The organism is Agromyces solani (genome assembly GCF_058349925.1).
Genome location: NZ_JBYRER010000001.1, coordinates 487,007 through 507,179 on the forward strand (window position 1 = coordinate 487,007; position 20,173 = coordinate 507,179).

The 20,173-nt window shown below is 71.3% G+C and carries 15 protein-coding genes and 1 pseudogene; 10 read left to right on the forward strand and 6 right to left on the reverse strand.

Annotated elements, in window-relative coordinates; translation table 11 throughout:
• The first annotated feature begins 3 nt into the window (after nt 1–3).
• Nucleotides 4–4,242, forward strand: a complete 4,239-nt coding sequence (locus tag AC3RJ7_RS02280) for an ExeM/NucH family extracellular endonuclease (RefSeq protein ID WP_491455214.1) — start codon at nt 4–6, stop codon at nt 4,240–4,242.
• Between the two features lie 359 nt (nt 4,243–4,601).
• Entirely contained in the window at nt 4,602–6,470 is a 1,869-nt protein-coding gene (recQ, locus tag AC3RJ7_RS02285; protein WP_491455215.1) for a DNA helicase RecQ, read from the forward strand.
• 4 nt (nt 6,471–6,474) lie between these two features.
• Here the strand turns inward: recQ and AC3RJ7_RS02290 are convergent, their stop codons facing one another.
• A complete protein-coding gene (locus tag AC3RJ7_RS02290) occupies nt 6,475–7,842 on the reverse strand; it encodes a TetR/AcrR family transcriptional regulator (protein WP_491454236.1) in 1,368 nt (455 codons plus the stop codon).
• A gap of 123 nt (nt 7,843–7,965) precedes the next feature.
• Here AC3RJ7_RS02290 and AC3RJ7_RS02295 point away from each other — a divergent pair, with 123 nt between their 5' ends.
• The 5 genes from AC3RJ7_RS02295 to AC3RJ7_RS02315 all read left to right on the forward strand — a co-directional run bounded on the left by AC3RJ7_RS02295 (nt 7,966) and on the right by AC3RJ7_RS02315 (nt 14,533).
• Nucleotides 7,966–8,814, forward strand: coding sequence for a histidine phosphatase family protein (locus AC3RJ7_RS02295; RefSeq protein ID WP_491454237.1), 849 nt, complete (start codon nt 7,966–7,968; stop codon nt 8,812–8,814).
• Nucleotides 8,815–8,938: 124 nt separating this feature from the next.
• Nucleotides 8,939–10,807 (forward strand): glycoside hydrolase family 3 protein, encoded by a 1,869-nt coding sequence (locus AC3RJ7_RS02300; protein WP_491454238.1) that lies wholly within the window; start codon nt 8,939–8,941, stop codon nt 10,805–10,807.
• A 95-nt stretch (nt 10,808–10,902) separates the two neighbouring features.
• Nucleotides 10,903–11,301, forward strand: a complete 399-nt coding sequence (locus AC3RJ7_RS02305; RefSeq protein WP_491454239.1) for a DUF7144 family membrane protein — start codon at nt 10,903–10,905, stop codon at nt 11,299–11,301.
• Between the two features lie 245 nt (nt 11,302–11,546).
• Nucleotides 11,547–13,655, forward strand: coding sequence for an acyl-CoA dehydrogenase family protein (locus AC3RJ7_RS02310; RefSeq protein WP_491454240.1), 2,109 nt, complete (start codon nt 11,547–11,549; stop codon nt 13,653–13,655).
• A gap of 113 nt (nt 13,656–13,768) precedes the next feature.
• Nucleotides 13,769–14,533 carry a TetR/AcrR family transcriptional regulator gene (locus AC3RJ7_RS02315; RefSeq protein WP_491454241.1) on the forward strand — a complete coding sequence of 255 codons (765 nt, stop codon included), beginning with the start codon at nt 13,769–13,771 and terminating at the stop codon, nt 14,531–14,533.
• A 148-nt stretch (nt 14,534–14,681) separates the two neighbouring features.
• On the opposite strand, the gene AC3RJ7_RS02320 is transcribed toward AC3RJ7_RS02315, so the two are convergent.
• The 3 genes from AC3RJ7_RS02320 to AC3RJ7_RS02330 all read right to left on the reverse strand — a co-directional run bounded on the left by AC3RJ7_RS02320 (nt 14,682) and on the right by AC3RJ7_RS02330 (nt 16,376).
• Nucleotides 14,682–14,864 (reverse strand): HPP family protein, encoded by a 183-nt coding sequence (locus tag AC3RJ7_RS02320; protein ID WP_491454242.1) that lies wholly within the window; start codon nt 14,862–14,864, stop codon nt 14,682–14,684.
• A gap of 79 nt (nt 14,865–14,943) precedes the next feature.
• Complete coding sequence (locus tag AC3RJ7_RS02325) at nt 14,944–15,282, reverse strand: SHOCT domain-containing protein (RefSeq protein WP_491454243.1); 339 nt, start codon at nt 15,280–15,282, stop codon at nt 14,944–14,946.
• An 83-nt stretch (nt 15,283–15,365) separates the two neighbouring features.
• Nucleotides 15,366–16,376 carry a malate dehydrogenase gene (locus AC3RJ7_RS02330; protein WP_491454244.1) on the reverse strand — a complete coding sequence of 337 codons (1,011 nt, stop codon included), beginning with the start codon at nt 16,374–16,376 and terminating at the stop codon, nt 15,366–15,368.
• Between the two features lie 114 nt (nt 16,377–16,490).
• On the opposite strand from AC3RJ7_RS02330, the gene pip reads away from it, so the two are divergent.
• From pip to AC3RJ7_RS02345, 3 genes are all read left to right on the forward strand, one after another.
• Nucleotides 16,491–17,510, forward strand: a complete 1,020-nt coding sequence (gene pip, locus AC3RJ7_RS02335) for a prolyl aminopeptidase (protein ID WP_491454245.1) — start codon at nt 16,491–16,493, stop codon at nt 17,508–17,510.
• Nucleotides 17,511–17,519: 9 nt separating this feature from the next.
• Nucleotides 17,520–18,413 carry a KPN_02809 family neutral zinc metallopeptidase gene (gene ypfJ / locus AC3RJ7_RS02340; protein WP_491454246.1) on the forward strand — a complete coding sequence of 298 codons (894 nt, stop codon included), beginning with the start codon at nt 17,520–17,522 and terminating at the stop codon, nt 18,411–18,413.
• A 151-nt stretch (nt 18,414–18,564) separates the two neighbouring features.
• Nucleotides 18,565–18,774: a hypothetical protein gene (locus AC3RJ7_RS02345; RefSeq protein WP_491454247.1), complete on the forward strand. Its 210-nt coding sequence runs from the start codon at nt 18,565–18,567 to the stop codon at nt 18,772–18,774.
• 88 nt (nt 18,775–18,862) lie between these two features.
• Here the strand turns inward: AC3RJ7_RS02345 and AC3RJ7_RS02350 are convergent.
• Together AC3RJ7_RS02350 and AC3RJ7_RS02355 are read right to left on the reverse strand one after the other, a co-directional pair.
• Nucleotides 18,863–19,072, reverse strand: a pseudogene (locus AC3RJ7_RS02350) (alpha/beta fold hydrolase); the annotation flags it as partial.
• 96 nt (nt 19,073–19,168) lie between these two features.
• The gene (locus tag AC3RJ7_RS02355) at nt 19,169–20,164 is read right to left on the reverse strand and encodes an EamA family transporter (protein ID WP_491454248.1); all 996 of its coding nucleotides are present in this window, start codon (nt 20,162–20,164) and stop codon (nt 19,169–19,171) included.
• Nucleotides 20,165–20,173: the final 9 nt, after the last annotated feature.

Here is a 20,173-nt window from a genome sequence, read left to right on the forward strand (position 1 = left end):
GCGGTGGCCCTGGCCGCTGCGGGCACGCTCGTCGCCGGGGTGCTCGGCGCCGCGCCCGCGTTCGCCGCGCCCGACGGCTCGGGTGTGGTGATCAACGAGGTGTACGGGCGCGGAGGAAGTGACAATCAGCCGTTCACTCACAAGTTCGTCGAGCTGTACAACCCGACGAACGCCGACATCTCGCTCTCGGGCTGGTCGATCCAGTATCGCTCCGGAACCGGAACGGGCAATGCCAACGGCGTCGGTGCGCTGACCGGCACGATCAAGTCGGGCGGCTACTACCTCATCGGGCTGAACAGCAACGGCAGCGTCGGAGCCGGGCTTCCGGCGACGGACGCATCGTTCACGAATGTCCTCGTGAGCGGTACGACCGGCTCGATCTACCTCGCCAAGACGTCGAGTGCGATCAACCCGGGCACCGGTTCGATCACCAGCAACGAGCAGGTCGTGGACTTCGTCGGGTACGGCACGTCAAGTTCCTTCGAGACCGCGGTTGCCGCGTATCCGGGGACCAACGGCGTGCCCGGCAGCATCACGCGCACCGGCGCCAAGGACACGAACGACAACTCGAAGGACTTCACCTTCACGTCGACCCCGACCCCGCAGAACTCGGGCAGCCCGAGCGGCCCCATCCTGCCCGTCGCCAAGACGATCGCCCAGATCCAGGGCACCGACGTCGCGGCGAGCCCGCTCGTGGGCAAGGCCGTCGTCACCGAGGGCGTCGTCACGGCCGACCACCGCGAGGGCGGCTACGCCGGCATCTACATCCAGACTCCGGGCGCCGACACCACCCCCAAGGCCTCCGACGGCGTCTTCGTCTACCTCCACGGCGAGAACCCCGCCGTCGAGATCGGCGACAAGGTGAGCGTCACCGGCGTCGTCGAGGAGTTCAACGGCCAGACCCAGGTCAGGCCCGCGACCGCGGCCGACGTCGTGCTCCTGCAGGAGGACGCAGGGCTCCCCGCAGTGACCAAGCTCCCCGCGACGGCCGTCGGCAACGCGGCGCGCGAGGTCTTCGAGGGCATGCTCGTCGTGCCCGACGGCACCTACAAGGTCATCTCGAGCCACAACCTCAACCGCTTCGGCGAGCTCTGGCTGAACGCGGGCGCGAACATGCCGGTCAAGTCGACCGAGACGCAGCGGCCGGGCACCAAGGCGGCGAGCGACATCGCCGCGGCCAACAAGGCCAGCCGCATCCTGCTCGACGACGGCTACAGCATCGCCGTGCGCAACTCGAACGGCACCGACAACCCGGCGCACCCGGGCGACCAGCCCTACTTCACCAAGGGCACCGTCGTGCGCAACGGCGACACGGTGAAGTTCCCGACCGCCGGCTACGTGCTCGGCTGGGGCTTCAACGAGTGGCGCCTGCAGCCGACGACCCCGATCAACGACGCGAGCCCCGCTTCGCTCAAGCCGACGTACACGGCGTCGAACCCGCGCCCCGCGGTTCCCGCCGTCGGCGGCGACATCACGGTCGCGTCGTTCAACGTGCTCAACTACTTCACGACGCTCACGTCGGAGAACTCCGAGGCGCGCGGCGCGGACACCGCCGAGGAGTTCGCCGTGCAGAAGGCGAAGATCATCGCGGCGATCAACAGCCTCGATGCCGACGTGGTGGCGCTGCAGGAGATCGAGAACTCGGCGGCCCTCGGCGAGACGCCCGACGAGGCGCTCGCGAACCTCGTCGCGGGGCTCAACGCCGACGCCGGCGCCGGCACGTGGAAGTACGTGACGACGCCCACGGCGCTGCACGACGCCGCGATCACCGACGTCATCACGAACGCGATCATCTACAAGCCCGCCACGGTCAAGCCGAGCGGCGAGGCGCAGACGATCATCGACGAGACCGTGTGGGACATCGCGCGCGAGCCGATCGCCCAGACGTTCAAGTACGGCAAGCAGTTCGTGACGGTCATCGCCAACCACTTCAAGTCGAAGAGCGGCACCGACCCGACACCCCAGGAGGGCCAGGACGCCTTCAATGACGAGCGCGTGAAGCAGGCGCAGTCGCTGCTCGCCTTCGCGAACTCCCTCTCGGAAGACCGCAAGAACGCGATCTACCTCGTCGGCGACTTCAACTCGTACGCCAAGGAGGACCCGATCAAGGTCTTCACCGACGCCGGGTGGACCGACCTCGTGTTCAGCAAGGCTCGCGGCCAGTACACCTACACGTTCGACGGCGAGCTCGGCTCGCTCGACCACGTGATCGCCTCGCCCGCCGCGGCGAGCCGGGTGCAGAAGACCGCGGTCTGGTCGATCAACTCGCCCGAGTGGGCGGGTCGCGAGTACTGGGGTCCTGCCGCGGAGACGGTCGACGAGGCCACGGCGTTCCGATCGAGCGACCACGACCCGATCCTCGTCGGCGTCGGATCCGAGGCCGTTCCCGGCAAGGTCGACATCGACCTCGTCACGGTGAACGACTTCCACGGTCGCATCGAGCAGTCGGCCCCGTCGGGCGGCATCGCCGCGCTCTCGACGGCGGTGAAGCAGATCCGCGCCGGCAACCCGAACACCGTGTTCGCGGCCGCCGGTGACATGATCGGCGCCTCGACCTTCACGTCGTTCATCCAGCAGGACGAGCCGACCATCAAGGCGCTCAACGCCGCCGGTCTCGACGTGAGCTCGGTCGGCAACCACGAGTTCGACCAGGGCTTCGCAGACCTGACCGAGCGTGTGATGCCGATGGCCGACTGGGAGTACCTCGGCGCCAACATCCGTGACAAGACGACCGGCGACGCCGCGCTGCCCGAGTACTTCACCCAGGAGTTCGACGGCGTGACCATCGGCTTCGTGGGTGCGGTCACCGACGAGCTCGAGTCGCTCGTGAGCCCGGCGGGCATCGCGGACATCTCGGTGGAGGACCCGACCACGGCGATCAACCGCGTGGCCGACCAGCTGAGCGACGGCAACGACGAGAACGGCGAGGCCGACATCGTCATCGCCCTCGTGCACGAGGGCGCGGCGACGACCGACATCTCGTCGGCGGTCGACCCGGCCTCGCGCTTCGGCAAGATCGTGCTCGGTGTCGACGACAACGTCGACGCGGTCGTCTCGGGGCACACGCACCTCGCGTACAACCACGTCGTGAAGCGCGCCGACCACGCCCCCATGCCGGTCATCTCGAGCGGCCAGTACGGCGAGCGGTACAGCAAGATGGACATCCAGTGGGACCGCAAGACGAAGACGTTCACGATGAAGAACGAGATCTTCAACCTCATGGACGGCACGACGCCGCTCTTCCAGGACGACCCCGCGGTGAAGCCCATCGTCGACGAGGCCGTCAAGGTCGCCGACCAGCTCGGCAGCGTCGAGCTCGGCACGGCAAACGGTGCGTTCGGGCGTGCGGTCGCCTCCGACCCGGCGGGTGCGTCGTCGTTCCCCGAGAACCGCGGCGGAGAGTCCACGCTCGGCAACCTCGTCGCCGACGTGCAGCTCTGGTCGCTGAACGAGGACCGTCCGGAAGCCGACAAGGTCGACATCGCGTTCATGAACCCGGGCGGCCTGCGCGCCGACCTGGCTTCGGGCACGGTCACCTACCGTCAGGCCGCCAACGTGCAGCCCTTCGCGAACACGCTCGTCACGCTCGAGCTCACGGGTGCGCAGGTCATGCAGGTGCTCGAGGAGCAGTGGCAGCCCACCGGCTCGTCGCGTCCGTTCCTGAAGCTCGGCGTGAACAAGGAGCTCACGTACACCTACGACCCGACGGTCCCCGTCGGAGCGAAGCACATCACCTCGGTGCTGCTGAACGGTGAGCCGATCGACCCGGACACGGTCTACCTGGTGGGGGCGAACTCGTTCCTCGCAGCCGGTGGTGACAACTTCTTCACCCTCGGCAAGGGCGCGAACAAGGCCGACTCGGGCAAGATCGACCTCGAATCGATGGTCGACTACTTCGAGGCTGCACCCGATCACACCATCACGCCCGACAACGCCCAGCGTGCCGTCGGTGTCGACGACCAGGGCGACGGCACCTACGCGCCGGGCGAGACCGTCACGGTGCTGCTGTCGTCGCTCGACTTCAGCCGCAGCGAGCCGGCTGCCGGCACCGTCGTCATCTCGCAGGGCGGAACCGAGATCACGCAGGCTTCGGTCTCGCGGGTGTACACCCCCACGGTGGACGAGATCGGCAAGGCGACCGTCACGTTCGCGATTCCCGCGGGCGCGAGCGGCCCGACCGTGTTCGACATCACGGTGCCGGCCACCGGCACGGTGAGCTCGTTCACCCTCAACGTCGGCTGACCCGAATCCGACACGGACGGGGCCGGGTGCATCTGCACCCGGCCCCGTTCGCATGCACGGGTCCGCGACCCGTCCTCCACAGCGAACCGGATGCCTCCGGCCGGCGAGGTTCGGCCGCACCCGGGCCGCGCGTCGGGGGCGCTGGGTAGACTCGCCGGGTGAGCTGGAGCGCCGAACCCGACTGGAGCGACGAGGTCCCGTTCGACCCCGACGAGTTCGCCCCGCCGCCCGACGACGACTGGGCTCCGCCGCCCCCGCCCGATGAGTACCGCGGCGGCGCGGTCGCCTGGGGCGCACCCGACGCCGGTGCTCCGAACCTTTCGTCCGGCCCCGGTCGGGGGTTCTCGAGCCAGCAGCCGATGCACGAGGCATCCGGCCTGCAGCGCCCCGCCGTGGCCGCGCCGGCTCGCTTCCCGACGGCGCTCGAGGCGCTGCACACGGTCTTCGGCTACGACGCGTTCCGCGGCGAGCAGGCGGCGATCATCGAACAGGTCGCGGCAGGCGGCGACGCCGTCGTGCTCATGCCGACCGGCGGCGGCAAGAGCCTCTGCTACCAGATCCCGGCACTCCTCCGCGAGGGCACGGGCGTCGTGGTGTCGCCGCTCATCGCCCTCATGCACGACCAGGTCGACGCGCTCGTGCGCAACGGCGTGCGTGCCGCGTACCTCAACTCGAGCCAGCAGCCGGCCGAGCGCGCCGCCGTCGAGCGCGCCTACCTCGCGGGCGAGCTCGACCTGCTCTACATCGCGCCCGAGCGCCTGAACACCGAGGGGGCGAAGCAGCTGCTCGCCCGCGGCACGGTCGCCCTGTTCGCGATCGACGAGGCGCACTGCGTCGCCCAGTGGGGTCACGACTTCCGTCCCGACTACCTCGCGCTCTCCGAGCTCGCCGAGCGCTGGCCCGACGTGCCGCGCATCGCGCTCACCGCGACCGCGACCGAGACGACGCACCGCGAGATCACCGAGCGGCTCTCGCTCGGTGCCGCGAAGCACTTCGTCTCGAGCTTCGACCGACCGAACATCCAGTACCGCATCGCGCCCAAGCTCGAGGTGCGCAAGCAGCTGCTCGACTTCGTGCGCAGCGAGGGCGTCGACGCGCAGGGCAATGCCGTGCCGGGCATCGTGTACGCGCTCAGCCGGGCGAGCACGGAGAAGATCGCGGCGTTCCTCGCCGCCAACGGCATCAACGCACTGCCGTACCACGCAGGTCTCGACCCCGAGCTGCGGCGTTCGACGCAAGACCGCTTCCTCCGCGAAGACGGCGTCGTGGTCGTCGCGACGATCGCGTTCGGCATGGGCATCGACAAGCCCGACGTGCGGTTCGTCGCCCACGTCGACCTGCCGAAGTCGGTCGAGGGCTACTACCAGGAGACGGGGCGCGCCGGCCGCGACGGGGCGCCGGCGACGGCGTGGCTCGCCTACGGCCTGCAAGACGTCGTGCAGCAGCGGCGCATGATCGACGAGAGCCCCGGCGACCTGGCCCACCGGCGGCGCATGTCGGCCCACCTCGACGCGATGCTCGCGCTCTGCGAGACCGTGCAGTGCCGCCGGCAGAACCTGCTCGCCTACTTCGGCGAGGCGTCCGAGCCGTGCGGCAACTGCGACACGTGCCTCGAGCCGCCCGCCTCGTGGGACGGCACGGTGCCGGCGCAGAAGCTCATGTCGACGATCGTGCGGCTCAAGCGCGAGCGGCGCCAGCAGTTCGGCGCGGGGCACCTCATCGACATCCTCCGCGCCAAGGAGACACCGCGCGTGCGCCAGTACGGCCACGACGACCTCTCGACGTGGGGGCTCGGGCAAGACCTCAGCGAACAGCAGTGGCGCGGGATCGTGCGGCAACTGCTCGCGCAGGGGCTGCTCGCGACCCAGGGCGAGTACGGCACGCTCACGATCACCGATGCCGCGAGCGACGTACTCTCGGGCCGGCGCACCGTCATGCTGCGCACCGAGGTCGAGCGCGCCCCGCGCTCGCGGGCGAAAGCGGCGCCCGCCGCGGCCGACCTCGAGCCGGCGCAGGCCGAGCTGTTCGAACGACTCCGCGCCTGGCGCGCCGGCGAGGCGCGCGAACAGGGGGTGCCGGCCTACATCGTCTTCGGCGACGCGACCCTTCGAGCTGTGGCCGTGGCGAAACCGGCGAGCCTCGCCGAACTCGACGGCATCACGGGTATCGGCGCCAAGAAGCGCGAGGCCTACGGCGACGCACTCATCTCGGTGGTCGCCGGCGCCTGAGACGTCATCGCGCGCGGGTCGCCGGTCGCGCATCCGTCACGACCAGGTCGTCGAAGTGCGCACGCAGGTGGGCGCCGACGTCGACGGTCGGGTCGTAGAGCCATTGGATCTGCAGGCCGTCCCACACCGCGGGCAACCAGGCCGCCTCGTGGGACGGGCTGCGATCGTCGCGCAGTGCGCCTTCGTCGCGCATGCGACGGAACAGGTTGACGAAGTACCGGCGGCTCTCGCGGAACCGGCGCGCGAAGTAGTCGTGGGCGGGATGCCCCGGCGTGGCGCCCTCGCAGGAGAGCACCGCGTAGAGCTCGATGAGTCCCGGCTCGGCGCTCGCGGTGCGATCGGCGGTGTCGGCGAGACGGTAGAGCCGCTCGACGGCTGAGGCGCCGGCGGGCTCGGGCGAGATGGTGCGCCGATCGCGCAACCGCAGCACCGAGATCAGCAGCTCGTCCTTCGAACCGATGTGGTGCAGGAGCGTCGCCTTCGACATCCCGGTGCGCTCGGCGAGCTCGCGGAGGCTCGTGCCGTGGTAGCCGCTCCGGGCGAACAGCTCGATGGCGCTCGCCGTGATCTGCGCCCGACGCTCGCGGCCGAGCCGGCCCGGCCCGCCCGGCCGCCCCGCCCCGCTCGGCCCGTCCGGCCCGCCGGGCCGGCCCGGTCGCCCGGCCGTCTCCGGGAGATCCGCCGGGTCGTCCGCCTCGACGATGACGGTCGGCTGGACCGGTTCGGCCGGAGCCGTCCGTTCCGCGTCGTCGACGACGATCGGGGCGCCCAGCAACCAACGCTCGTGCTGCTCGAGGCGAGCGACGACGTCGATCGACGGGTCGTAGCGCTGCTGCAGCTGCAGGCCGTCCCAGGCTGCGACCACGAGTGCCGCCTGCGTCCCGGGGTCGATCCCGGGCCGCACGTTCGACGCGGCCAACTGATCGGCGATCGCACCGCGCACTCGCGCGTAACGCGCCCTCAGGTGGTCGTGCGCGGGGTGGGAGCGGCTCGTCGCCTCGCCGGCGAGTGCCGTGTAGAGCTCGAGATAGCCGGGCGTGCCGGCGTTGTGCTCCGCGAGAGCCGCCATGCCGAGCGAGTCCTGGGAGAGTTCGAGCCGTTCGATCCACTCGGTGTTCTCGCGATCGAGGCGTTCGACGACCGCGCCGAGCAGGGCGTCCTTCGAGCCGAAGTGGCGCAGGAGTCCGGGGTGCGTGATGCCCGCGAGCGACGCGACGTCTCGCAGCGAGACGGCGGCGATGCCGTCGGCGACGAAGGCGTCGGTCGCCGCGTCGAGGATGCGGGCGCGGGTCGCGGCGGTGCGCGCCTGGCGGGCGGGGGCCGGGGCATCGCCGAACTCCGTCGGCACGCCGGCCTCGGGCTCCTGGTTCATCGCGGCATCCTCATCGTCTCGAGGCTACCGGCGGCGAGGCATCCGCATTTTGTTACCAAGCGGTCGAAAATCGGCTAGGCTCCCACCGATCCGATCCCTCCCGTCTCGAAAGGACCGAAGACGATGTCGTCTCGCCGTTTCATCCGCATCGCCGCCGCCGGTACCGTCGCCGTCGCCGCGATGTGCTCGCTCGCCGCCTTCTCCGCCCCCTCTGCCCCCTCCGCCGTCGACACCGCGGCGCGGGCTGCGGCGCCGATCGCCGCCGACAAGAAGGCCAAGGGCAAGACCGTCACGATCTACCTGACCCGCCACGGCGAGACCATGCTCAACGCCCTCGGTCGCGTGCAGGGGTGGTCCGACTCGCCGCTCACCGAGGAGGGCCGCGCGGTCGCCGAGCAGCTCGGCGCCGGGCTCGCCGAGGCGGGCGTCGACTTCGAGGCCGCCTACTCGGCCGACATGGTGCGGCACCACGAGACCGCGACGCTCGCCCTCGACGAGGTGGCCTATCGCGGCGACATCGTGCGCGACGAGCGCCTGCGCGAGATCGCGTTCGGCAAGTACGAGGGCGGCGACGGCCTCGAGATGTGGAACGAGATCGCCGTCGAGCTCGGCTACGCCGACCTCGGCGAGATGTTCGCCGACCCCGAGTTCGACATGGGTGCCGCGCTCGACGCGATGGCCCGCCTCAACGAGGGCAGCGGGCTCACGGCCGAGACGCCCGCCGAGGTCGCCGAGCGCGCGCTCGACGCGCTCGACGACATCGCCGCGAAGCAGTCGAAGAAGGGCGGCGACGTGCTCGTCGTCTCGAGCGGCATCACGATCATCTCGGCGCTCGACGCGCTCGGGGCCGACCTCAGCGAGGTCGTCGAGGGCATCGAGAACGGCGCGGTCTCCGAGCTCGAGTACCGCGACGGCACGTGGACCGTGCGCACCGTCAACGACCTCGGCTACGTCGAGGCCGGCTCCGACTGACCGGCGGCGTCGCCCAGGAATCCTGAGCATCGACCGAGCGGCGTTCAATCCCGAACGCCGCTCGGTTTATGATCGAAGCGCGGCCACGCCGCCACCAGAGCCCGAAGCATGAAGGAGTGCCGGCATGACCGACCTGCAGAACACCAGCACCGAGGCATCCACCGAACCGGGGCCCCTGCCCGCCGACCTCGACACCCGGTATCTCGACGCGAGCCTGCCCGTCGCCGAGCGGGTCGAGATCCTGCTCGCGCAGATGACGCTCGAGGAGAAGGCCGGCCTCTTCTTCCAGACGGTCATCGGCATCGGCCCCGACGGCGCGCTCGCCGAAGACCGCGAGGAGGGCGACGCCGGCGGCGGGTCGACCGACGAGTTCGTCAACGGGCTCAAGATGAACCACTTCAACATCCACCAGGCGCCCGAGGACCCCGGCACCTTCGCCGAGTGGCACAACCGCCTGCAGGAGCTCGCCGCGGCGACCCGACTCGGCATCCCCGTGACGATCTCGAGCGACCCGCGGAACTCGTACAGCGACAACCCGCTCGCCGCGCTCTTCGCCGGCGCGTTCTCGGTGTGGCCCGAGCCCATGGGCCTCGCCGCGATCGGCGACGAGGCGACCGTCGAGCGCTTCGCCGACATCGCCCGGCAGGAGTACACGGCCGTCGGCATCCGTGTCGCGCTGCACCCGCAGATCGACCTCGCCACCGAGCCGCGCTGGTCGCGCGCCCTGCAGACCTTCGGCGAAGACGTCGAGCTCGCGAGCCGGCTCGGCGCCGCCTACATCCGCGGCTTCCAGGGCGCCGAGCTCGGCCCCGACTCGGTCGCCACGATGACGAAGCACTTCCCCGGGGGCGGCCCCCAGCAGGACGGCGAGGACCCGCACTTCGCGCACGGCCGCGAGCAGGTCTACCCCGGCGGCGAGTTCGAGCTGCACCTGAAGCCGTTCGAGGCGGCCTTCGAGGCCGGCACGAGCCAGATCATGCCGTACTACGGCATGCCGGTCGGCACCGAGCTCGAAGAGGTCGGCTTCGGCTTCAACAAGTCGGTCATCACGGGCCTGCTGCGCGAACGCTACGGATTCGACGGCATCGTCTGCACCGACTGGGGCCTCATCAACGACGACGAGATCATGGGCGAGCCGTTCCCGGCGCGCGCGTGGGGCGTCGAGCACCTGACCCCGCGCGAGCGGGTCAAGAAGGTCATCGACGCCGGCTGCGACCAGTTCGGCGGTGAGGCGTGCCCCGAGCTGCTCATCGAACTCGTTCGCGACGGCGAGATCACCGAAGCGCGGCTGGATGCCTCGGCCCGGCGCCTCCTCCGCGAGAAGTTCGTGCTCGGCCTCTTCGACCACCGCTACGTCGACGTCGAGCGCGCGAAGCGCGTCGTCGGCTCCGCGGAGTTCATCGCGGCCGGCGAGGCGGCGCAGCGGGCGGCGATCACCCTGCTCGCCAACACCGACCGGGCGGATGCCTCGGCCGAGGCATCCTCGCCCACCCTGCCCATCGCGCGCGGGCTGAAGCTCTACGTCGAGGGCATCGCCCCCGACGTCGCGGCCGAATACGGCGCGGTCGTCGCGACGCCCGCGGAGGCGGATGTCGCGATCCTCCGCCTCGCGGCGCCGTTCGACGAGCGCCCGACGTTCTTCGAGAACTTCTTCCACTCGGGTTCGCTCGACTTCCCCGCCGACGTCGTCGCCCACGTGCGCGAGGTCGCGGCGGCCGTGCCGACCGTGGTGGACGTGTTCCTCGACCGACCGGCGATCCTCACGCCGATCGTCGACGAGGTCGCGGCGGTCACCGCGAACTGGGGCGCGAACGCGCGGGCGATGCTCGACGTGCTGACCGGCTCGGCGGAGCCGAAGGGGCGACTGCCATTCGACCTCCCGCGCAGCATGGCCGCGGTCGAGGCGAGCCGCCCCGACGTGCCGTTCGACACGGCCGACCCGCTGTTCCGCCACGGACACGGGCTGCGCTACGCGGCGTCGTCGGTCGAGTAGGGGCGAAGCGCCGTATCGAGACCACCCGCACCCGGGGTGGTCTCGATACGCTGCGCGACTCGACCGGCCGGAGGTCGATCGCTACGATCGAGGCCATGGGAGCTGTGAGACGACCGGGTGGCGTGACGTTCGTGGCCGTGCTGACCTGGATCTCGGGTCTGCTCGACGTCATCGGCGGCACGCTCCTGCTCTTCCAGACGAGCGCGGCCGCGACCGTCGAGGCGTTCGGCGGTGCGAGCCAGCTCATCGCGTCGGCGATCGTGTCGATCCTCATCGGCATCGTCGTCATCATCGTGGCCGCGGGCCTGCTGCGCGGCAGCAACGGGGCGCGCATCGTCGTGACGATCGTCGAGGCGCTCTCGATCGTGGCGTCGATCTTCCTCGCGATCGCCTATCCGGCGGGCGCCATCGGCGAGTACTTCAGCGCGGGGATCGCCGTCATCGTGATCGCGATCCTCTGGACGCGCCGGGCCGACGCGTTCTTCCGCGACTGACGACGCCGACCGGTCCCCGCGGCAACCGGGGCGGTGCGATTGTGGATGGCGCTGCGTCGGGCGGGCTCCGGTTTGTAGGGGCTGCACAGTGCCGGGCGAGGCGGTCCGATCGCCGTTTGTAGGGCCCGAACGCACCATTTCGGGCTCACCGGGCACCGTCCTACCGTGGAGAGAGGTTCAGCGACGCCGCACGCCGCGCGCCGCCATGTGACGCACACGACTCCACACGAAGGACGAGACCGACGATGGTTGACACCGCACCACGCACCTCGCACGAGAGCCCCGCGCCCGCCCGCGCCGCCGCGCCGCGGTCGAACGGCGCCCGCCCCGGCGCATCCGCGCAGCCCCGCATCGACGTCGAGGCGCTCGGCCGGCAACTCCTCGGCACGTGGGCCGACATCCGCATCGCCGCGCGCGAGCGCGCCGCGATGCCCGAGCTGCAGCGCATCGAGGGCCAGTCGATGGCCGAGCACCGCGAGCGCGTGCTCGGGCAGCTGAAGCTCCTCGTCGATCAGGGCGCCGTGCACCGCGCCTTCCCGAAGGCGCTCGGCGGCCAGGAGGACCACGGCGGCAACATCGCCGCGTTCGAAGAGCTCGTGACGGCCGACCCGAGCCTGCAGATCAAGTCGGGCGTGCAGTGGGGCCTCTTCGGCGCCGCGGTGCTGCACCTCGGCACGAAGCCGCACCACGACAAGTGGCTGCCCGCGATCATGTCGCTCGAGGTGCCCGGCGCGTTCGCGATGACCGAGATCGGGCACGGCTCCGACGTCGCGTCGATCGCCACGACGGCGACCTACGACGAGGAGACCGAGGAGTTCGTCATCCACACGCCGTTCCGTGCGGCGTGGAAGGAGTTCCTCGGCAACGCGGGCCTGCACGGCAAGCACGCGACGGTCTTCGCGCAGCTCATCACCAAAGGCGTCAACCACGGCGTGCACTGCTTCTACGTGCCGATCCGCGACGACGAGGGCGAGTTCCTGCCCGGCGTCGGCGGCGAGGACGACGGGCTCAAGGGCGGCCTCAACGGCATCGACAACGGCCGCCTGCACTTCACGAACGTGCGCATCCCCCGGGAGAACCTGCTCAACCGCTACGGCGACGTCGCGCCCGACGGCACCTACTCGTCGCCCATCGAGAGCCCCGGCCGCCGCTTCTTCACGATGCTCGGCACGCTCGTGCAGGGCCGCGTCTCGCTCGACGGCGCCTCGACCGTCGCGAGCGCGATGGGCCTCGCGATCGCGATCACCTACGGCAACCAGCGCCGCCAGTTCACGGCCTCGAGCGAGACCGACGAAGAGGTGCTGCTCGACTACCAGCGCCACCAGCGCCGCCTGCTGCCGCGCCTCGCGACGACCTACGCGCAGTACTTCGCGCACGACGAGTTCCTCGTGAAGTTCGACGCGGTGTTCAGCGGCAAGGCCGACACCGACGACGACCGCCAGGACCTCGAGACGATCGCCGCCGCGCTGAAGCCGCTCTCGACGTGGCACGCGCTCGACACCCTGCAGGAGGCGCGCGAGGCCTGCGGTGGCGCCGGCTTCATCGCCGAGAACCGCATCGTCGGCCTCCGCCAGGACCTCGACATCTACGTCACGTTCGAGGGCGACAACAACGTGCTGCTGCAGCTCGTGGCGAAGCGCCTGCTGACCGACTTCTCGAAGCAGTTCAAGAACGCCGACGCCGGGGCGATGGCCCGCTACGTCGTGGCGCAGACGGCCGAGCGCGCGTACCACGGCACCGGCCTGCGCCGCCTCGGCCAGACGATCGCCGACTTCGGTTCGACGGCCCGCTCGGTGAGCGAGCTGCGCGACGAGGAGACCCAGCGCGAGCTCCTCACCGATCGCGTCGAGACGATGATCGCGGAGATCGCGGGGCGCCTGCGCGACGCGCGCAAGCTGCCGAAGGCCGACGCCGCAGCGGCGTTCAACCGCAACCAGAACGAGCTCATCGAGGCGGCGCGCGCCCACGGCGAGCTGCTCCAGTGGGAGGCGTTCACCCGAGGCGTCGCCCGCGTCGAGGACGAGGGTACGAAGCAGGTGCTCACCTGGGTGCGCGACCTGTTCGGACTCGGCCTCCTCGAGAAGCACCTCGCCTGGTACCTCGTCAACGGCCGGCTGTCGCCGCAGCGCGCCCAGGCCGTGACCGCCTACATCGACCGGCTGCTCGAGCGACTGCGCCCGCACGCGCAGGACCTCGTCGACGCCTTCGGCTTCAAGCCCGAGCACCTGCGCGCCACGATCGCGACCGGCATCGAGCAGGAGCGGCAGGACGAGGCGCGGGCGTACTTCGACGCCGAGCGCCGCGCCGGCACCCTGCCGACGCCCGAGAAGTCGAAGCCCAAGAAGAAGAAGTAGGCCGCGTGCGGCACGAGGGCCGAGGCATCCCGATCATGGATGCCTCGGCCCTCGGCCGTTCGCCCGCCGTGGCGTTACTTCGTACTGGTGACGGAGAATGTAGGATTTCCCGCATGCCCGCTGAATCCACGGGGCTCGGCGAGCCCGACCTCACCCTGCGACTGCTCTGGCGAGAGCGGCTCGGCCGGCCCGTCGGCACGCGCGGCCCGAAGCAGCGGTCGAGCGTCGACGAGGTCGTCGAGGCGGCCGTGCTGCTCGCCGACGACGAGGGGCTCGAGGCGCTGTCGATGCGGCGCATCGCCGACCGGCTCGGCATGAAGCCGATGTCGGTCTACACCTACGTGCCCGGCCGGGCGGAGCTCGTCGAGCTCATGGTCGACCACGTCGCGGGCGAGGTGCCGCTGCCCGAGGCATCCGGGTCGCTGCGCGAGCGGCTCGCGCTCATCGCCCGACTGCAGTGGAACGAGTACCTGCGCCACCCGTGGCTGCTCTCGATCGACACGAGCCGGCCGCCGCTCGGGCCGCACATCTCCGACCACTGGGAGTGGTGCCTGCGCGCGATCGACGGCTTCGGATTCGACGACCTCGACCTCGACCGCGTGCTCACCATGCTGCTCGGCTTCGTCGCGGGCCCGGCGCGGGCGCACCTCGACGCCGAGCGCCTGCAGCGGTCGTCGGCCGAATCCGACGACGACTGGTGGGCGCGCAACGCGCCGCTGCTCGACCGCATCATGGAGCCCGAGCGCTACCCCGTCTCGGGGCGGGTCGGCCAGGCGGCCGGTGCGATCGACGTCGCCCCGACCGACGCCTTCGAGTTCGCGCTCGCGCGAGTCATCGACGGCATCGAGGCGTACCTCGCCGCGACCCGCGTCGCCTGACCGACGAACGCCGGATTGCCCCGCACCTCGACCGGAGACGGCCCTGCATCATCGAATGGGCAATGGTCGTCCAAATTCTCGACGACAGCGGACGACCATTGCCCACTCGATAGCCGAGGGGCGTTTCCGACACCGGGGGAGGGACAGGTCAGCTCTCGGCCGGCGGCTTCATGAGGAGCCCGGCGACCGCGCCGACGACGAGGCCGGCGGGCAGCCACAGCCAGAACGTGGTCCACAGGCTCACGACGACGCCGATGATGAGTCCGACGACGAGCCCGACGATGAGCTGCTTGCGACGGGCGGCGGGCGACGGGCTGGGGGATTCGGCCATGCCACCAGCCTAGGCCGCGGGCTCGGGCGCAGCGTGCGGCCGCTCGGGCGACGCGGCCGCTGCTCCGGGGCCGGCGGACTCAGCGACCCGAGAGGATGTCGGCGCGCGCGGCGGCGCGCTCGGCGTCGGTGATCACCCCGCGAGCGACGAGGTCGTCGAGCTCGGCGAGACGCTGCTCGACCGACTGCTTCGGCGCGAGCAGCTCACTGTCGAGCGCACGCGTCGCGAGGTCGGCTTTCAGCGTGAAGGGATCGTGGCCGGCATCCCGGATCTTGCTGAAGTTGCGCGCCGCGAGCACGACCGTGATCACGAAGCCGGCCACGACGAGGAGGCCGACGAGCACGAACATCGCCTGGAACCCCGGCGGCGCCCCCGCGAACGGATCGAGCTCGACCGAGGGGCTGAACGGATCGTCCACGGAACTCCAGTGATCGACGTGACGGGGTGCGCTCATCCTAGGACGCGCCGAGTCCCGTCCGGAAGAGGCCGCCGGGCCCTGGATCAGATGAGCCCGAGCGCCCGCACCGCGTCGCGTTCGTCGACGAGCTCGGCGACCGAGGCGTCGATGCGGCGCCGCGCGAACGCGTCGATCCCGAGGTCGGGAACGATGCGCCACGCACCGTCGACCGATTCGACCGGGAACGACGAGATGAGCCCCTCGGGCACGCCGTACGAGCCGTCGGACACGACCGCGGCGCTCGTCCACCCGTTCGGCGTTCCGCCGACCCAGTCGCGCACGTGGTCGATGGTCGCGGCAGCCGCGGAGGCCACCGACGACGACCCGCGCACCTCGATGATCTCGGCGCCGCGCTTGGCGACGCGCGGGATGAACTCGTCGACGAGCCACTCCCGGTAGCCGTCCGTGCCGAACCGCGCCGTGAGCAGGGCCGGCACCGAGTCGCCCGCCGCCCGCGCATGGGCGAGGTCGGGGAACTGGGTCGCCGAGTGGTTGCCCCAGATGGTCACGCCCCGCAGGTCGCCGACGGGGGTGTCGACCGTGACGGCGAGCTGCCCGAGTGCCCGGTTGTGATCGAGCCTCGTCAATGCCGTGAAGCGCTCCGCCGGGACATCCGGGGCGTTCGATGCGGCGATGAGCGCGTTCGTGTTGGCCGGGTTGCCGACCACGACGACGCGGACGTCGTCGGCGGCGCCCGCGTTGATCGCCGCGCCCTGCGGGCCGAAGATGCCGCCGTTCGCGGCGAGCAGGTCTCCCCGCTCCATGCCGGCCGTGCGCGGCCGCGCGCCGACGAGGAGGCCCACGTTCGCCCCGGCGAACGCGGCCTTCGCATCGTCGTAGACCTCGACGTGCCTCAGCAGCGGGAACGCCGAGTCCTGCAGCTCGAGGGCCGCGCCCTCGGCGGCGCGCACGCCCTGCGGGATCTCGAGCAGGTTGAGGCGCACCGGGGTGTCGGGGCCGAGCATCGCCCCGGAGGCGATGCGGAACAGGAGTGCGTACCCGATCTGTCCGCCGGCGCCCGTGAGCGTGACGGTGACCGGCCTCGTCGAAGCCATACCGAGAGCCTAACCGCGCCGCGGCGCCTTCGATGGGCGGCCTGCGTTGTCAACCCCGCCCCGGCTGCGGCGCGGCACCGGGTGGAGGCATCCCGCGGTCGCTACCGTTGCCGCATGCGAGAGATGTATCCGGAGATCGAGCCGCTGGAGACCGGCATGCTCGACGTGGGGGACGGGCAGCACATCTACTGGGAGGTGTCGGGCAATCGTCACGGCAAGCCCGTGGTGTTCCTGCACGGGGGCCCCGGCGGCGGGACGTCGCCCTCGCACCGCCGCCTCTTCGATCCCGAGCGCTACCGCATCGTGCTGTTCGACCAGCGCGGCTGCGGGCTGTCGATCCCGCACGCCTCGGAGCCCGAGGCCGACCTCTCGGCGAACACCACCTGGCACCTCGTCGCCGACATGGAGCGGCTGCGCAACCACCTCGGCATCGATCGCTGGCAGGTGTTCGGCGGCTCGTGGGGGAGCGCGCTCGCGCTCGCGTACGCGCAGACCCACCCCGAGCGCGTCACCGAACTCGTGCTGCGCGGCATCTTCACGCTGCGCCGGTCGGAGCTCGACTGGTTCTACGAGGGCGGCGCGTCGGCGCTGTTCCCCGACCTCTGGGAGGAGTTCCTGGCGCCCATTCCGGCGGCCGAGCGCGGCCACCTCATCGAGGCGTACGGGCGCCTCCTCTCCGACCCGCGTCCCGAGGTCTACGAGCCCGCCGCGATCGCGTGGTCGCGCTGGGAGTCGTCGACGATCACGCTCCTGCCGCAGGCCGAGACCATCGCGCGCTTCACCGCGCCCGAGTACGCCGCCGCGTTCGCCCGCATCGAGAACCACTACTTCCGACACGGCGGTTGGTGGGAGGAGGGGCAGCTCATCAGGGACGCGGCACGGCTGCGAGACATCCCAGCCGTCATCGTGCAGGGGCGGTACGACGTCTGCACGCCCGTGATGACCGCGTGGGACCTGCATCTCGCCTGGCCCGAGGCCGAGTTCGTCATCGTGGATGACGCGGGGCACGCGTTCGACGAGCCCGGCATCCTCGACGCGCTGATCACGGCGACCGACCGGTTCGCGGAGGCCGGCTCCGACGGCGGCGCGTTCGCCGACGACGGCACGGGTGCCGCGGCGCCCGAGTCGGAGTAGCGTCTGCTCATGACGTTCGATCCCAACGCGGACATCTCGCGCGGCAGGGCCTCGAAGCGGGGGCGCAACACCGGCATCGCCGTCGGCGGAGGGCTCGGCGTGCTCGCGCTCGTCGTGCTCGGGGGCTTCTTCGGCGTCGACCTGACCGGGCTCCTCGGCAGCGGCGGCTTCGACCTCGGCGGCAGCGGCGGCACGTCGGAGGACACCTCGCTCGAGCAGTGCCTCACCGGTGAGGACGCGAACGAGAACATCGAGTGCCGCATGAAGGGCGCGTCGGCCTCGCTCGAGGAGTACTGGGAGCGCGAGGCGCAGGAGCTGCAGTTCGACTACGTCCCGCCGCAGGACCTCGTGATGTTCGACACGGCGACCTCGACGGGGTGCGGCAGCGCCTCGTCGGCGACCGGGCCGTTCTACTGCCCGCCCGACCAGACGATCTACCTCGACGTCAGCTTCTACGACGAGTTGCGCCAGCGGTTCGGGTCGAGCGGCGGCCCGCTCGCCGAGATGTACGTCGTCGCGCACGAGTGGGGGCACCACGTGCAGAACGTGCTCGGCATCCTCGAGCAGGCGCAGGACGGGCAGACGGGTCCGGCCTCGAACGCGGTGCGCGTCGAACTGCAGGCCGACTGCTTCGCGGGCGCGTGGGCGGCCGAGGCGGCGTCGGTGCCCGACGTGAACGGGGTGCCGTTCCTGCGGCCGATCTCCGAGGCGCAGTATCGCGACGCGCTGAGCGCGGCCGCGGCGGTCGGCGACGACCGGATCCAGCAGGCCGCGCAAGGGCAGGTGAACCCGCACACGTTCACGCACGGCACGAGCGAGCAGCGCGTGGGGTGGTTCCGCACCGGCTTCGAGCACGGGGCCGCGGCGTGCGACACCTTCTCGGTGCCCGCGAACCAGCTCTGAATCGGCCGGCGTCGCGAAACCCGCGTCATGATCGCGCGCCGGTCGCGTCTCTTGAGTGACGGGCGCCGCCGGGGCGCCCACGGCGAGGAGGCGGGAGCTCATGCGACGACGCAGGATTCCGGTGCCGCACCGCGAGTTCTTCCGTGCGGTGATGATCGACGAGACCGTGGCGCTCGCGTGCACCTGTCCGCGCGGGGTCGACCACTGGTACGCCGAGCCGCAGACGATCACAGGCGCGACCGAGACGCCGGACGCCGGCGGGACCCCAGCCGCATCGGCCCAGGCCGACACGGCGCCGGCGCCCGACGCGGCGCTGACCGACGCAGCACCGATCGACGCGGCGCCGGTCGAACGGGCGTGAGCAGTCGCCGGGGCTCGCTCGCCGTGGGACTGACCCGTCGTGGGAACCGCGGTGCTCAGCGCGTCAGCGCGGCCGCGATCGCCTGACCCAACTGCACCGGCTTCGTCAACGCATCGATCTCGGCGACGACGGCGTCGATGTGATCGCGCAGGCCGATGCCCGACCGGTCGGCGTCGACCGACTCGAGCCCCGGCAGGGTGAGCGGGTGCACGGTGTGACCGGCTTCTTCGAGGATCGGGGTCACCTTCGACCATGACGACGCGTCGAGCCAGAATCCGGGAATGAGGATGACGTCCATGCCGGCGAGACTACGGCCGACCGCAGACATCGGCGGGCAGCATCCCACCCCGGTCACCCCACCGCGCCGACACGGTTTCAGGAAACAGTGTCCCAGTCAGGACGATTCTGCGGATTTCGTCCTGAGCAGCGTCCCTTTTCCTGAAACACTGCCCGTGCCCGTGCCCGTGCCTGCGCCGGCGGCGGCGAGCACGACGATGCCGGCGGCGAGCACCGCGAGCCCCACCGCGGCGCCCGCGGTCAGTTGCTCGCCGAGCAGGAGCACCCCGAGCACGCCCGCGGTGAGCGGTTCGGCGAGGGTGAGCGTCGAGACGGTGGCCGGCGCGAGCCCCGTGAGCCCGTAGCCGAACAGCACGTAGGCCAGCGTGGTCGTGACGAGCCCGAGCCACGCCGCGGTCGCGAGCCCCGCCGGCGTCGCCAGCCACGAGGCATCCGACGCGATGAGCACCGGCACGGCGGCGACCGCAGCCGTGCCGAACAGGGCGCCCATGCTGCCCGTCGACGACCATCCGCGGTCGAGCAGCGCCTTCGCCGCGAGCGTGTACACGGCGTACGAGGCACCGGCCCCGACCGAGGCCAGCAGTCCGACGGGCCCGACCGTCGCATCGCCGCCCGCACCGGCGGCGGTCGTGCTCGCGAGGATCGCGACGCCCGTCGTCGCGATCACGGTCGCGATCGCCCAGCGGTGTCCGGGGTAGCGCCGGCGCAGCAGCCAGTCGAGCGCCCCCGTCAGCACCGGCGCCGATCCGAGCGCGACGACCGTGCCGACGGCTACGCCGTTGGCCGCGGTGCCGGCGAAGAACAGTGGTTGGTAGGCGAGCACGCCGGCCGCACCCACGAGCACGAGCAGCCAGGCCGGCAGTGGATGCCTCGTGCCGGGTGCCGATCCTGGGCCGGTCGGCGGCGCGGCGGGAGTCCCGTCCGCCCCGCGCCGCCGCCGGAGTCCGAGGGCGATCAGCCCGAGCGCGCCGCCGCCGATCACGAGGCGTGCCGCGCCGAGCGAGATCGCGCTCGCCTCGGGTCCGAGCGCCTGCGCCGTGCCGGTCGTGCCGAAGCACACGGCGGCGAGGAGGACGGCGACCACGAAGCGCATGGAAGATTG